This window comes from Wolbachia endosymbiont (group A) of Limnophora tigrina (genome assembly GCF_964263225.1).
Classification (GTDB): Bacteria; Pseudomonadota; Alphaproteobacteria; order Rickettsiales; family Anaplasmataceae; genus Wolbachia.
Genome location: NZ_OZ181654.1, coordinates 411,971 through 426,219, shown reverse-complemented (window position 1 = coordinate 426,219; position 14,249 = coordinate 411,971). Strand labels below are relative to the sequence as shown.

Below are 14,249 nucleotides of genomic sequence, written 5' to 3'. Positions count from 1 at the left end.
GTTTGTTTGCCGCGGGTTGCTATATGTCGCGGTAAAAGATATGTTACTCTATAATTGGCTATTCTGGCGCATTTTGAACACTTATTTACCGCGGCGATTATATACCGCGCATCAAATGCCCCGACTTTTCGCTACCTGCATCATCAAGTCTTCTGGTGTATTTTGCGGTATTGTACTCATTATCTCTGTCTTCTTCGTTCTCTCCGTCAGTATCGACATTAATATTTCTTGGGCTTGTTTTGCATTTACATCCTGCTCAATAAATTCTCCTATTTTCTCTGGCATCTTTGATAAATTACATAATCGTATTACCTCTAATACTTCCTTGCGGCACCTCTCATAACCTATTCGTTTTGATTCTTCCATTAACTCATCAGCATCGATGGTGTGGCCCTTATAGTTAAATTCAGCTTTACTCATATTGTTTCTCCTATAATTATCTATAAATTCAGAAAACGTTGTGATTCCATCAGCAAGTCCTATCTCTATTGCTTTTTCTCCAAAATATAGCCCTGCTTCCGTTGATTTGATTTTCTCTGTGGACAAATTTCTGTTTCGTGCTATGAGCTGGACAAACATCTCATACAGGCGATTTACCTCTTCTTTTAAGCTTTCCATACTTTCTGATGTTATTGGCTCATGCGGATTTAAATCGTTTTTTCGACTTCCTGCAAATACTGTCGTATATTTTATTCCCTGTTTTTCATCAAAAGCGCTTTGATCGATATGACTTGCTATTACTCCTATACTTCCTATCCCAGATGTTCTGCTTACAAATACTTTTTCAGCACTTGATGCAATTGCATACGCTGCAGAATACGCATCATCATTTGCTATCGCCACAATCCTCTTTTTTGTTCTTGCTTCGTAAATAAAGTCAGAAAGGTCAAATAAACCGTTTACTTCCCCTCCTGGGCTGTCTATGTTCAAAATTATTGTTTCTACTTCTTCATCTATTAAAGCTTCTTCTATCTCTTCACGTATCTTCTCATATGATGTCATCCCTAAAATATCGTCAAAAGCTTCTGAATTCTTCGTCAAGATTCCATGTATTGGTATTACTTTTATTCCCCTTTCACTATTTTTTACTGCATGTTTTATGTTTTTAAACGTGCCGGCATGTAATGACAATAAATCAAAGCTTCTTTGCTCTATCATCATTGGCTTATTAATCCAAGTCATTTATATTATCTCAGTATTAGTATTTACATTCGTATCAAAACTTAAGCCCAGTTCACTTGCACGTCTTTGATCTTCAGCAATTTCTTGGTCGATTTCTTCTATATCGTAACCCAGCTCTGATACTACTTCTGACCTACTTTTAAATCCATTTCTTACTGCCATTTGCTGCGCTTGCTGGTCTTTCAGCGGGTCCACCCAATCAAATCCTTGTGCTATCCATTTTACCTCTTTTTTCGTCCATTCTTCGCCTATATCTAGTTCTCCGGAAAGTAGGGCTAACTCTATCCATCTATCCCATACTGGCCGGCAAAACTGAAATACCATTATGTTATGCTGTAACATTCCGCACCTCCGCCGAAACTCTATTAACCCTGCTCGGATTGATGAATAATTGACACCTGTTAAATCTCCTGTTAGCTGCTCATACGTTATTCCCATGCCTACTGCTATTGCTCTGAGCTGCTGCCTCATAAATGCTTCATAACTTCCTCCAACATCAGATGGTTCCGAGAACTTGATATCTTCTCCGGGATCAAGTAATTGCATAGTCCCTGGCTCTAAACCTGATAGTGCTACTCCATGCTCATTACTCTCACCTTCACCCATGATATTTGCTTCAGGATCAAGTCTCGTAATAAATCCTGCAAACATCGCTGCTGTTTTCTTTCTCACCAGCTCTGCATCATCGTATTGATCAAGTTCGTAGAGCTTTAAAAGTACTGTAGAAAGCCACGGTATTCCTCTTATTTGCCCAGGTCTTAGTGGTCTATAGATATGTAAAACATCGTTCGCTGGCACCCTCACTGATTCGCCAAATGATCCTTCACCTGGATGTTCTCGAAAAAGGTAATACGCTTCTCTTTGCCCAAGCCTGTTAAACTCAATACCGTTTCTTATTACATTACCATTTGCTAGAGTTTGATTGCTTTTGTTATCTAAATGCTCTGATTCCAATACTTGCAGTTGCAACGGCACACAAAGTCCATCTTCTCGTTTTCTTGTTCGGAGTCTTACAAAACATTCCCCTCCTTCTATCATGCTCCTACAAACCAAAGCTTGTAATCCATAAAAATCACTCACTCCGCTACTGTCTGCTTCATCTGTCCATCTCAGCCATAACTCTTGCACTTTTTTTCGAAATTTTGCATCTCTTGCTTTTGATTGCGGCTTTATTCCTGTTCCAATAGAGTTACTTACTATTGTATCAATTATATTTGCAGCGTAAGGATTTTTTCTTACCATGTCACGTGATCGACTACGTAAGTGCTCAAGGCTGTGAGACAGCAAATTATTTATACTTCCTGATTCTCCCTGCCAATACATCACTCTTCTTCCAGATCCGGCCCCATCCCATGCTGAGCTCTTGATTTTTGGTTTGCGGAATAATTGTTTGAATGATTTTAATAGCATTACTTTTCTTGATCTGAAACTTTAGATAACTCAGCTTCTAATTCCTCTATCGTTGGCAAAGCTGTTTTTATATTCTCTGGTAGATTTTCAGTAACTCGATATTCTGCAAGTCCTATTGGTTTGGTCATATCCTTTAGCGTGTATTTTGCTAGTACATCATTTTTAGATTTACATAAAATCAATCCTATAGATGGCTGATCTGTCTCATGTTTTAGCAAGTCATCTACTGCTGAAAGGTAGAAATTCATCTTACCAGCGTACTCTGGTTTAAACTTATTATCTTTCAATTCAATTACTATGAAACAACGTAATTTCAGATGGTAAAACAATAAATCAACAAAAAAGTCTTCATCACCAACATCTAAGTGAAATTGCCTACCGACAAATGCAAATCCTTCACCAAGTTCTAGCAAAAACTTCTCCATGTGTCCTACAAGACCTTTTTCTGCTTCTCTTTCATGAGCATCCTTTCCTATACTTAAAAAATCAAAAATATATGGATCTTTTAATGTGTAATTTGCTAAATCTGATTGAGGCGAAGGTAGCTTCTCTTTAAAATTAGTGATAGCCTTTCCCTGACGCTTATGTAACCCAAGTTCAATCTGCATTACCATGATGTTTCTTGACCAGCCATGTTCAATTGCTTCTTTTATATAAAACAACCTTGTTTCGCGACTCTCTATCTTTTCCAAAAGAGTAACATTGTGGTACCAAGTCAATTGTGCAAGAGGCTCCTGCACAAATTCAATATCAGAATACTCCTCAGCAAACTTACGCATATACTTTAAATTTCTAGGACTAAAACCTTTCATTTCTGGAAATGCACTTCTCAAATCCTTACTCAATTGGTCAATCACTTTGGCCCCCCAGCCATATTCTTTTTGGCGCTTTAAGATCTCTGTACCAATATGGTGATAAAGCACAATAAGCTTGCTATTTACTACTAGTGCTGCTTTATAACGACTAGTAGCAATCTGTTCTTTCAGCTGCTCTAAAAATTCTGTATATTCTTTTGCTATAATTTTTGTCATACGGTTCCTTTCAACGACTTTTATCATTATATGATCCCCTTACTCGTTGAAAAAACAATCTTTCTCTTTTGCTTTATACCTGCAATTTTCAATTCAGCCTTAATACGTTGCCGTAGATTCAGCAAGTCATTTATCTGGACTTCAGCATATTTCACAACATGGTCACCATATGTAATTGATACTACTCTTTCGCCACTCTGAAGCTTTTGAATTGCCTGTTCAACCTGAAACAAATACTCTTCGTTATACATTTTTCAACCACTTACTCTGTCTCACTTTTTTAGGTTTTTTACTTTCTATTTTTACACTTAAACTATTCCATTTACTCTCTGGCCATCTGTCTATTCCCAGTGCTATCGATGCTGCTCTTGCGTAAATTCGGCAATCTAGTACTTCATTTCTTTCTCTTACCTTTTGCCACTCTTGTTTGGTGTATCCTTTCACTACCTTGCTGACTAATTGCTCTGCGGTTAGCTGCTTAAAATATTCAGGTGCGTACTCAGGAAAATGACAATATCCTGGCAGTGTTTCTTCACCATCTTTTAAAACATTAAGTAATTGAAAAAGCTCTGACTTTAATATCGATACTCCAACTGGCCATAGCTTTATTCCTCTTTTCAGCTTTTGTCCTCCAACTGTTATATCTACTCTACTTGGGCTGCTAAGTGGTACTAGTGCTTTATTTACACCTTTGACTGCCATTACTTTCCCAGATCCTTGATGACTCCTTACCCAATTGTATACTTCCTGTGTTGCATACCCTGCATCAACCGCCATCATACTTATCATATATTCAAGCCCATTTTCACCAATAAAATGATGATTGAGTAATTCTGAAAGCTTTCCCCATACTTCTCCTCTTCCTGTATCACCTTCAAATACTCGGTAGTCTATTGACCAATTTTCACGGCTTTTTCCCCAGGCTACAACTTCTACTTCTAACCGATCTTTTTGTACATCTACTCCTGCAGTAAGTACCACTTCTCTCCTAGGTACTGTGCCTACGGGAAAAAATCCTCTCCTATTAAATAATTGCTTCCAGTCTGGTACTTCTCCTTTATCTACCCAAGTTTCTCCTAGCGTGGTATTTATCCAAACTTTCAGTAATTGTTCACTTTCTTTTGCATGGAGAAAATCCTCTACTGCTTGTTGCCAACTATACCAGCCTACTGGACTATACAAACTCGATAAATGAAACCCTTTTTTTTCACCTTTTATTGGATTGGTAGGCCTCCACTCTCCTCTAGCTAGCATCTCTGTTTTTTGATGATTTTCTATTTTGCCGTTACACTCTATACACACATAGTGCGCTGTATTTGGATTTTTATCTTTCCACTTTATTTGTGGCCATTTCAGCACCTGATAGTGATCACAATGTGGACAAGGTACAAAAAAGTATCGTTTATCTGAACTCTCAAACTCTCTCTCTATTCTGCTTATTCCGTGAACCGTTGGCGTTGAAACCAAGAATATTTTTCGCCGCGTAAATGTATTAGTTCGAGCAATGCTGAGCAAAACTGGATCTCCTTCTCCTCCTGAATCCCCTGGATACGCATCTACTTCATCAAGAAAAAGATATTTTACCGGCATAGATCTCAGTCCTACACTGCTGTTTGCTCCAGTTATTACTACTATTCCACCTGGAAATTCCTTACTTTGCACAGTATTCCCTGAATCTCTTGACCTTGGGTCTTTTACTTTATTTTTTAAACATGGCGTACTTTCAATCAGTGGCGCAAATCTTCCCTTTGACCAACGCTTTCCCATTTCGACTGTTGGCTGCACAACTAACATTGGACCTGGTGTTTGATCGATAATATAGCCAATCCAATTGTTACCTGCTTCTGTTCCCCCAATCTGCGCTCCTTTCATGAATACTACTTTTTCTGCTGGTGAGGACGGAGAAAGTGAATCCATGATTTCTTTTAAATAAGGAGTTCTTTCCGTTCTCCATTTCCCTGGCTCTGATGCTGCAGTTGCTGCTAAAACTCGATACTCATTCGCCCACTCTGATACTTTAAGCTGGGGATCTGGTCTTAAACCTTCAGAAAAAGCTCTAGCGTATATCATTGTCTGCATCTACTCATAACTGGTTCTATCTCGACATCATTAACAATAGAACTACACTCCTCCATCTCCATAAACATCTTTTTCTGAAATTCCTTTTCTATATATCTTTTGCTCATCTCACTTATCATTATTGCTATAACAAGAGCAAATATCCCTGTTATTGTTGCAAAAATGATTGCACTGCTTATTGTTGTTGCTGTTAAACCTATATATGCTGCCATTGCTACTGCACTTACTGAGGTAAAAACACAGATCACATTGTTGTATTTTCTTACTTTTGCATCTCTATGTTCTATACACCTATAATAAACTGGTACAGACTTGCCTATCTCGTCTGGTAATTTGATGCTCTTTTCTTTAAATAAAGTTTTTAGCAACTCTAAATTATTTGACTTGATTGCTAAGTGCAGAACAGGTGTATAATTTGCTCCTTTTTTCAGCAATAACTTTACTACATGTAAATGCCCTTTTTCCGCAGCAAGGTAAATCGGTGATAAACCTTTATTATTTACAATATCAATATCGATTTCTTCTTTTAAAATTGTATCTACAATCTCAATTTCTCCTCTTTGTGCAGCTAAATGTAGTAGACTACTCTTTTCAGAACCGTATTTATTACTTATCAAAGCCTTCTTTATCTCAGGTTTAGCGTAATCAAATGGTGTCTTGCCGCTATCGTCTTTTACCAGAGGGTCTATATCTTCTCGCGTTAGTAAAACCTCTATTGTTTTAAGTCTTTCAGCGTAATGTAGTGGCGTTTTATTTTCGTAATCTTGTAAATTGACTTGAGCATTAGGCTCCTTTATTAAGCATTTGAGGATATCAAGACATAAGTCTCTTTCATCGTAATTAGTATTACTTACAGCTATATGCACAGGTGATAATTTCATCGAGTTTTGTCCTACACGTGCGCTATTTACATCTGCTCCTAGCTCCAGTAATAACTTTACTATCTCCAATTTTTTGTTGTTAACTGCATAGTGCATTGGTGTCTGATTTCGTGCATCAAAAACCTCGATTTCAGCTTTTCCTTCTCTTATCAAAATCTTTACAACTTCTGCATGTCCTATCCCTGCTGCTAGATGTAATGGCGTATGATGCAAAGCATTTCGTACATTAACGTCAATACCTTTTCCTATCAAATATCTCACTGCATTAACTTCACCTATCATTGCAGCTAAATGAAGTAAGCTATCTTGTTCTGACCCGTACTTGTTATTAATTAGCGCTTGTAATATTTCTGCTTTTTTCCCTTCTTTGGCGTAATCAAGAGATGTTTTACCTTCATTATCTTCCACAAAAGGATTAATATTCTTCTTCGTGAGTAACAAATCCACCATGCTTAATTCATCAAATTCTATAGCGCAATGTAGTGGGGTTTTTCCGTTTAACCCTCTGACATTAACATCTAATCCAGGTTGATTGATTAAACACTTTATTAACTCTAAACTTAAGTTATCAGCCATTTTGTATTCAAAATCTTTTTATATTTTAAATTTAGCGTTAGATAATTCTTCAAGTGAGTTTGTAATCTCTTCAGTTAGCGCCATATGAATCTTTTCAGTCTCACTCAGTGATGCAAGCAGCGCTGAAACTCTATTTGGAATATTAAGCAAATTATTACGGACAACTCTTGCTACATTAAATGCTTCAGTTTTTACCTCTTCAATTGACACAAATTTGCCTACTTCAGCTTTCACTTTAGCTTCCAAAAGTTTACCACGCTCCGTTTCATTTTTTATTCGCGTTTTTAGCAATATCGTTGAAAGTTTTTCTCCATTCTCTTTTCTTCTCAGTGGTTGACTTGGATCACGAACAGCTTTCAGAGCTTCATTTGCTTGCTCTCGGTCAATGAGTCCATCTTCCAGTTCAACAATTCCTTTCTTCGCTAAAGAACAAACATATTGCCTCGAAAACCCTTTTTCTCTTGCCCATTCTGCTTGAGTAATTCTCACCATTTTTCTCCTTTTTTGGCACTGATCAGCTATAACTGCACAAGTAGTCAACATTTAAAATATCTCTGACGCTAAAGAAGGCCTGGGGTTGGGACCACCAAACCCTCCATTCTGGCCGAAAGGACCCACTTTTTATGATATTTTTAATACACTAAAATCTTTACTAAAATTCATAACATAGAACATTAAAGCTAAAGAATCTGCTTCATTATCATCTGTTGGACAAAAACCCTTTTCCTGTACTGCCTCAATGACATCAGCTTTACTTGCATTGCCTTTGCCTGTTATAAAGCGTTTGATAGTTTTCACAGATACACCTTTGTATGGCACATGATGTTCTTCACACCAAGCAGAAAGGTGTGCTAAAAACCCTCCATAGATATGTGCAGCATCAGTTCCTAAGTGTCTTCTCACTTCTTCAAAGTACACAACTTCAATACCTGGAAATTTATACTTAAGTGCATTAAGCCAATTACGAAAATTTAAAAACTGCATTCCACCACCACTAAACCTGCTAACATGAAAACTCTTACTTCCACTTTGTACTATTCCATCATGTAAAATAGTCCAACCAGTTTGTTTACCAAGATCTAGTGTGAGCATTTCCTTTCAATTGCTGAGTACATATATATACAAGATTTGAAAAAATTACGTCCAAAAAATCTTTAATTTTCGAAATTTAACAACTAACATGAAAACTCTTTTACAGCAGTTTGTTTGCCAAATCTTTCAATTGCTGAGTACATATATATACAAGATTTGAAAAATTTTCGTCCAAAAAATCTTCAATTTTTGAAAAATTTTTTATAATTAACTCTTTCTTGAAGATGTTTATTTAAAAACCTTACTTACCCTAAACATGATTTTTCTACTTTCAGAGGTTCTTTTATTATTCTAATCTGATATTTTATATGTTTTTATATATGTGTATATTTTTATATATGTATTATATATATATATTATATATAAGGGTTTCAGGAAGCTAGAATCCTCCATATTGGCGGACTTCAGATATGCCGTTCCTAGGAACGGTTTTAGGAACGCATGGTGAAAACCCGCCATACAGGCTAGTTTTAGATTCCTGATTCCTAATTCCTGATTTAGGAATCCAGTAATTAGGAACGGAACTTAAGGTTATAGAGAGCATACTTTTCAACTATTTTCCTCTTAAAAATTTAAGCTATTCTTTTAATAGCGAAATCCACATTTTTAGCTCTTTAGGTGATATTGAATTTCAAAATATGAAATTCTTATATATTTTTAATATAACTTTAGGAAGCCTGAGCTACCCATTCTTTGAAATCCATTCAAAATAGGTTCTAAAAACCTGAACTGTATTATTTTAAATTGCACCGGTATTATTCTCAAAAAAAAATAACAGAATATCAATAGATTAAAAATCGCATCAGTATTATTTATTTTTGCTCCTGTCCTACATAAGGGCATTAATAACTCCCATCCTTAAAGCATTAATTTGTTTTAGGGAAAATCATGAAATTAAAAAATATAGCTATAATTGTTAAAAACGTAAAATACCAAGCCTATAGACTAAAACTTGCCAAGTGCTTTATTGATGAGAATAACGAAGACCTTGAGCAAGAACTCTTCTGTGAAATTTGGCCATGCCTTGATCAGTATGATGAAGATAAAAGTAGCTTTAACACCTTTGTAGCAAGATTAACTGAAAATAAAGCTATTAACCTGTTAAAGAAACAGCGATGTGCAAAACGTGACATCAATAACTATATTAGCACTGATGTAACAGAGCTACTTGAGAGTGAAATAACAAAACGCATTGATGTAGACTATATGATCTCGGTTTTACCAAAGGAATGGCAAAATATATGTGAGCAACTTAAGTTTTTCAACTTACATGAAGTTGCCAAAATGAACAACGTTTCAAGAACCACTTTAAACAATATTATCAAGAAGATACGTGCCAAACTTTTTCCTATTTACTACGCAGGTAAAAAGAAAAATTGAACAAAATTTTTGCCTTTCTTGTATATATACATCGTAGCATGGATAAATAATGATTCTTAAAATTTTGAATAATAATGAAAGATTGCAAACAATATCAAGTGTAAAGATGGTCATCTTTGGTCCTTATGGTATTGGTAAAACAAGTCTCCTAAAGACTATAGATGAACCAACACTTTGCCTTGATTTTGAAGCAGGGCTTCTTGCCGTTCAAGACTGGCAAGGAGATTCAATAAGTGTTCGCACTTGGAATGAAGCTAGAGATATTGCTTGTCTTATAGGCGGTTCTAATCCTGCATTAAAATCTGATCAAGCATACAGCCAAAGACACTATGAACATGTATCTAGTAAGTACAAAGATCTTTTCTCTGAGTTTTCTAAATACCGATGCATCTTTGTAGATAGCATAACCGTTGCTTCACGTTTATGTCTGTTATGGGCAAAAATGCAACCTGAAGCTTTTTCTGAGAGATCAGGAAAACAGGATATGAGAGCTGCCTATGGATTACTTGCTCAAGAAATGATGGCTTGGCTCAATCAATTTCAACATATCAGAGATAAGGACATCATTATAGTTGGCACTTTAGGTCAATATCTCGATGACTTCAATCGTCCAGTTTGGCTACCTCAATGCGAAGGAACTAAAACTGCTAGTGAAATTCCTGGGATAGTTGACGAAGTAATCAGTATGGTTGGAATCAAGAAAGATGATGGAACGGAGAAGCGCTCTTTTGTTTGCCACACTTTAAACCCTTGGGGATACCCAGCTAAAGACCGTAGTGGACGCCTGAGTATGGTTGAAGAACCGCATTTAGGCAAGCTGCTTACAAAGATTAAAAGCAAGTTTTAAAATTTAAACATGGAGAGTGATATATGTTACAAAACCTATTAACTGATTTTAACACTGTAAAACCGCAAAGTAGATTGATACCAAAAGGTACAATAGTAAAGGTAAAAATGACAATCAAGCCTGGAGGTTATGAGCATTGGTTTACTAAAAGCCCCACTACCGGTAGCATTTATTTAAATACAGAATTTACCGTTATTGAAGGTTTATATGAAAAGCACAAGATTTACCAAATAATTGGTATTAAAAGTAATAAAGCAGAAGATACTTGGGGAGAAATGGGTCGCTCTATGCTTCGCAGTATCTTGGAATCGGCACGCGACATTCATCCACATGACAATTCAGAAAGTGCAATCCTTGCTCGTAAGCTAAATTCAGTTGCAGAATTAAATGGCTTAGAGTTTACAGTAAAGGTAGGTGTTATAACTGATGAATATGGAGAAAAGAACAAAATTGCTTCAATAGTTACTCCGGAATACCGTAAAAATTATGAAATTGACAGAATACCATTTTGAAGTACGACGAGGAAAAGCTTTGGTCTGCTGTCGTTACTAGAGGTATTCAGGACTCAGTAGGAAAAAACCCAAAGCTAAGAGAAGAAGCAATTAATTGGCTGAATTCAAAATCTTTTGAAACTGTTTGTGAGCTAGCTAATCTCAACTTTAAACGTATAAAAAATATGTATGGGAGTTTTATGTCTAAAAAGCAAGAAAAGATAAAAGCATTATTAATCGATAATATCAAGGAGTGCCTTTCTTACCTACTTCCAAATGGTGAGTTTTACCGAGAAAAAACTTATATTGGAGACTTAAATGGAAATACAATTACAGTTAAAATAGTAGGTAAGGAAGCTGGTGATTGGCGTAATTTTACTGAAGGAACTGGTGGTGATATTATTGATCTTTGGATTTTAATTAAGGGTGATATATATTCTGCTAGAAAGTGGCTCAATAAAAAATCAAAGAGTGGAGAAAAAAAAGGGGGGAAAAGAGAAGAAAAAATATTTTCTGTAAAGCAGTACTTAAATGATCAATCACCAATACCAGAAGACATAATAGCTCCACGAATTCTCACTCCAGGTGGTCTTTTAGTCATTGGTGGTACGCCAAAGGTTGGCAAAAGTTATTTTCTTCTCTCTTTGCTTGCACATCTTGCAGCAGGAGTGTCGTTTCTTAAGATGAAATCAGCAAGGCCACTAAAAATAATCTATCTGCAAAATGAGATGGAGTACAATTACATCAGGGAACGAATACAACAAATCATAACCAATCAAAGGCTGCCAAATCTAGCAGAAGAAAACTTGATTGTTACTACAAAGATGAGATTAACTTTAAACGATGAAGGTATAGAGAGAATAAAAGAGATCATAGGAGAAAAATTTAAAACAATAGACCTTATCGTCTTGGATTCTCTTGACTATAAAAATATGTTTTCTGGCCTGCAAAGCAGAGTAGAAAAACTACGTTCTATAATTAATCCTATGGCTGGAATCATTATTACACGTCACACCAGAAAAGTATCGACAGCTACACTCGCAAAAAGCCCTTTTCAAGCTTTAATTGGTGCTAATGCTTTAAGAAGCTTTTATACATCTGGTATTGTAATGTTTCAACCAAGTAAACGTGCAAATGTCTTGCAAGTAGTATATGAACTAAGAAACGGTAAATCAATACCAGCAAAATTCATTAGCAGAGTAAATGGGCGTTGGCAGAACTCTAAAGTTATAGCTACGGCTTAATTTGTCTGCAAAAACGTGGTAGAGCTAAAAACTCAGCTTCTGCAAAACATCAGATCTTGTCTTTTTCACCTACTACCAAGAGGAACATTTCGTGGCGATAAGTTTTATGTAGGTGATGTACAGGGTAACAAAGGCAAAAGCACTGTAATAGAGTTAACAGGTGAAAGAGCCGGATTATGGAAAGATTTTGCAACAGGAGAAGGTGGTGATATTATTGACCTTTGGGCAACAATACACGGGAAGAATGCAAAAACAGAATTTCCTGAAGTAATGCTCTCAATAAGTGAATGGCTTGGCATCAAAGAAAAAAATAATATTAGAGATCTAGAACAATACCTGACTTGTAGTTGGAACTACTACGATGAAAATAACCAATTGATTGTAATAGTCTACCGTTATGATCCTCCTTTAGAGAAAAAACAATTTAAACCATTTGATGTTAAAAAACAAAGATTCAAAGAGCCAGAGATAAGGCCACTCTACAACATTCTGGGTATTTTAAGGTCCGATAAAGTTGTTCTTGTAGAAGGAGAAAAATGCGCAGAAGCACTTATAGAGAAAGGAATTACAGCTACAACTGCGATGTTTGGAGCAAATGCGCCTATTGATAGAACAGATTGGACTCCGCTAAAAGGTAAACATATTATCATTTGGCCAGACAACGATGAAGCAGGTAATAAATATGCCAAAAACGCTGAAAAGAAGCTTTTAGAACTTGGTGTTGCATCACTTGCTACGCTTAAGATTCCACCGAATAAACCAAGGAGTTGGGATGCTGCTGATTGTCTGTTAGAGGGAATAAATGTTTCGGAATTTATTGAAAAAAACTCAAGAAAAATAATTATTAAACCACCACTTGATATTTTCAGCTGGAGTGTAGAGCGTTTTGTAGGTCCAGTACCAAAGCAAAGATTCTTGGTTGAAGGATTATTTCCTTTGGGTGTAACCTCCATTTTGGCTGCAATGGGTGATACTGGTAAAGGTATGCTACTTCTTGACCTAGCCCTCAAGGTTGCGGGTAGCATAGATCAGGTATGCGGATTTGGTCCACTTGTTACTGAACATGGATCTGTGGTGGTATTTTCTGCAGAAGATGATACAAATGAAATACATCGTCGCTTAGAACGACTTGATCCCAAATGTGAAAGATTAAAATATAAAGATAGGCTATTTATTGTACCACTGCCAAATATAGGAGGATCTTTTGCCATACTTAAGAATGTTCGCGGTAAAGTTGTAGAAATATCTCCAGAATTTGAGTCGGTAATGAAGCAGCTGAGCAAAATAAAGGATTTAAAGCTCATTATATTTGATCCCCTTGCTTCTTTCATTCATGCAGATTTAAATGCTGACCCAGCAGTAGGGGATTATCTCATGTGTTTATTATCTGATTTAGCATGTAGCACTGGAGCTTCAATAATTACTGCACATCATATGAGAAAGCTGAAGGGAGAAAAGCCTATATCAACAGTAGAGCAAGCACGAGATGCTATTCGAGGTACTTCTGCTCTCGTAAATGGAGTCAGGTGTTCTTTTGCTTTTTGGCCTGTTGAAGATATGACTAAACCAATGATTTTTAGGTCAATTGGAAAAATCCCAAGACAAAATGCACTATTTTATGGAGCTGTTGTTAAAGCAAATGGCCTGGCTGATCGTACCATACGCACTTACCTAAGAAATGAAGAAACAGGGCTATTGGAAGACATTACTGAACAATTAAAAGCTCAAAATATTAGCGATAAAGATCTTAAAATATATCTTATTGATTCAATTGCGCGAGCTGCTATTTCAGGACATCCATTTACTCATACAGGAAGTGCAGGAATACATAAACAACGACATAGATTGCCTGAAGTTTTTCATAGTATGGGAAGGGATAGACTAGAGCGTATAGTGCAAGAGCTTTTACAAGCAAAGCAAATAGTTAAAGGAATGGCTAATGGTTCAAAAGAAGATAAATGGCTTGATGTAAAAACAGGACCATTTGCACGTGGAGTTGGAAAATTTACTCATGGAGCTGAAAATTTTTAAAATCA

Annotated in this window: 13 protein-coding genes; 5 read left to right on the top strand and 8 right to left on the bottom strand. The window is 36.3% G+C overall.

The features are described from left to right. Positions 1–111: 111 nt before the first annotated feature. The 8 genes from ACE38P_RS02000 to ACE38P_RS01965 form a co-directional block, all read right to left on the bottom strand. Positions 112–1,182, bottom strand: coding sequence for a S49 family peptidase (locus tag ACE38P_RS02000; protein WP_374699397.1), 1,071 nt, complete (start codon positions 1,180–1,182; stop codon positions 112–114). Beyond that, positions 1,183–2,592 (bottom strand): phage portal protein, encoded by a 1,410-nt coding sequence (locus tag ACE38P_RS01995; protein ID WP_374699396.1) that lies wholly within the window; start codon positions 2,590–2,592, stop codon positions 1,183–1,185. It lies immediately after the preceding gene. Continuing rightward, complete coding sequence (locus tag ACE38P_RS01990; protein WP_374699395.1) at positions 2,592–3,623, bottom strand: YhcG family protein; 1,032 nt, start codon at positions 3,621–3,623, stop codon at positions 2,592–2,594. The genes ACE38P_RS01995 and ACE38P_RS01990 overlap by 1 nt, the downstream gene beginning before the upstream one ends. Positions 3,624–3,649: 26 nt before the next feature. Beyond that, positions 3,650–3,874, bottom strand: a complete 225-nt coding sequence (gene gpW, locus ACE38P_RS01985; protein WP_374699394.1) for a gpW family head-tail joining protein — start codon at positions 3,872–3,874, stop codon at positions 3,650–3,652. Beyond that, entirely contained in the window at positions 3,867–5,693 is a 1,827-nt protein-coding gene (locus tag ACE38P_RS01980) for a phage terminase large subunit family protein (protein ID WP_374699393.1), read from the bottom strand. The genes gpW and ACE38P_RS01980 overlap by 8 nt, the downstream gene beginning before the upstream one ends. Further along, a complete protein-coding gene (locus tag ACE38P_RS01975) occupies positions 5,690–7,159 on the bottom strand; it encodes an ankyrin repeat domain-containing protein (protein WP_374699281.1) in 1,470 nt (489 codons plus the stop codon). Before ACE38P_RS01975 ends, ACE38P_RS01980 begins: the two co-directional genes overlap by 4 nt. Before the next feature lie 18 nt (positions 7,160–7,177). Beyond that, complete coding sequence (locus tag ACE38P_RS01970) at positions 7,178–7,651, bottom strand: hypothetical protein (RefSeq protein ID WP_374699815.1); 474 nt, start codon at positions 7,649–7,651, stop codon at positions 7,178–7,180. A gap of 129 nt (positions 7,652–7,780) precedes the next feature. Beyond that, positions 7,781–8,251: a Holliday junction resolvase gene (locus ACE38P_RS01965; RefSeq protein WP_264376793.1), complete on the bottom strand. Its 471-nt coding sequence runs from the start codon at positions 8,249–8,251 to the stop codon at positions 7,781–7,783. An 888-nt stretch (positions 8,252–9,139) separates the two neighbouring features. Here ACE38P_RS01965 and ACE38P_RS01960 point away from each other — a divergent pair. From ACE38P_RS01960 to ACE38P_RS01940, 5 genes are read left to right on the top strand one after another with little or no spacing between them, the layout of a single operon-like run. Further along, positions 9,140–9,631, top strand: a complete 492-nt coding sequence (locus ACE38P_RS01960; protein WP_374699282.1) for an RNA polymerase sigma factor — start codon at positions 9,140–9,142, stop codon at positions 9,629–9,631. 49 nt (positions 9,632–9,680) lie between these two features. Then, positions 9,681–10,478 carry an ATP-binding protein gene (locus ACE38P_RS01955; protein WP_374699283.1) on the top strand — a complete coding sequence of 266 codons (798 nt, stop codon included), beginning with the start codon at positions 9,681–9,683 and terminating at the stop codon, positions 10,476–10,478. 23 nt (positions 10,479–10,501) lie between these two features. Next, a complete protein-coding gene (locus tag ACE38P_RS01950; protein ID WP_374699392.1) occupies positions 10,502–10,990 on the top strand; it encodes a hypothetical protein in 489 nt (162 codons plus the stop codon). Next, positions 10,987–12,213, top strand: a complete 1,227-nt coding sequence (locus ACE38P_RS01945; protein WP_374699391.1) for an AAA family ATPase — start codon at positions 10,987–10,989, stop codon at positions 12,211–12,213. Before ACE38P_RS01950 ends, ACE38P_RS01945 begins: the two co-directional genes overlap by 4 nt. Positions 12,214–12,228: 15 nt before the next feature. Then, positions 12,229–14,244: an AAA family ATPase gene (locus tag ACE38P_RS01940; RefSeq protein WP_374699390.1), complete on the top strand. Its 2,016-nt coding sequence runs from the start codon at positions 12,229–12,231 to the stop codon at positions 14,242–14,244. The last annotated feature ends 5 nt before the right edge of the window (positions 14,245–14,249 follow it).

Excerpts from the sequence above, each read along its gene's own strand:
- ACE38P_RS01975 (WP_374699281.1), bottom strand. The coding sequence starts at position 7,159 with ATGGCTGATAACTTAAGTTTAGAGTTAATAAAGTGTTTAATCAATCAA.
- ACE38P_RS01965 (WP_264376793.1), bottom strand. The coding sequence starts at position 8,251 with ATGCTCACACTAGATCTTGGTAAACAAACTGGTTGGACTATTTTACAT.
- ACE38P_RS01960 (WP_374699282.1), top strand. The coding sequence starts at position 9,140 with ATGAAATTAAAAAATATAGCTATAATTGTTAAAAACGTAAAATACCAA.
- ACE38P_RS02000 (WP_374699397.1), bottom strand. The coding sequence starts at position 1,182 with ATGACTTGGATTAATAAGCCAATGATGATAGAGCAAAGAAGCTTTGAT.
- ACE38P_RS01950 (WP_374699392.1), top strand. The coding sequence starts at position 10,502 with ATGTTACAAAACCTATTAACTGATTTTAACACTGTAAAACCGCAAAGT.
- ACE38P_RS01995 (WP_374699396.1), bottom strand. The coding sequence starts at position 2,592 with ATGCTATTAAAATCATTCAAACAATTATTCCGCAAACCAAAAATCAAG.
- ACE38P_RS01990 (WP_374699395.1), bottom strand. The coding sequence starts at position 3,623 with ATGACAAAAATTATAGCAAAAGAATATACAGAATTTTTAGAGCAGCTG.
- ACE38P_RS01970 (WP_374699815.1), bottom strand. The coding sequence starts at position 7,651 with ATGGTGAGAATTACTCAAGCAGAATGGGCAAGAGAAAAAGGGTTTTCG.
- gpW (WP_374699394.1), bottom strand. The coding sequence starts at position 3,874 with ATGTATAACGAAGAGTATTTGTTTCAGGTTGAACAGGCAATTCAAAAG.
- ACE38P_RS01980 (WP_374699393.1), bottom strand. The coding sequence starts at position 5,693 with ATGATATACGCTAGAGCTTTTTCTGAAGGTTTAAGACCAGATCCCCAG.
- ACE38P_RS01955 (WP_374699283.1), top strand. The coding sequence starts at position 9,681 with ATGATTCTTAAAATTTTGAATAATAATGAAAGATTGCAAACAATATCA.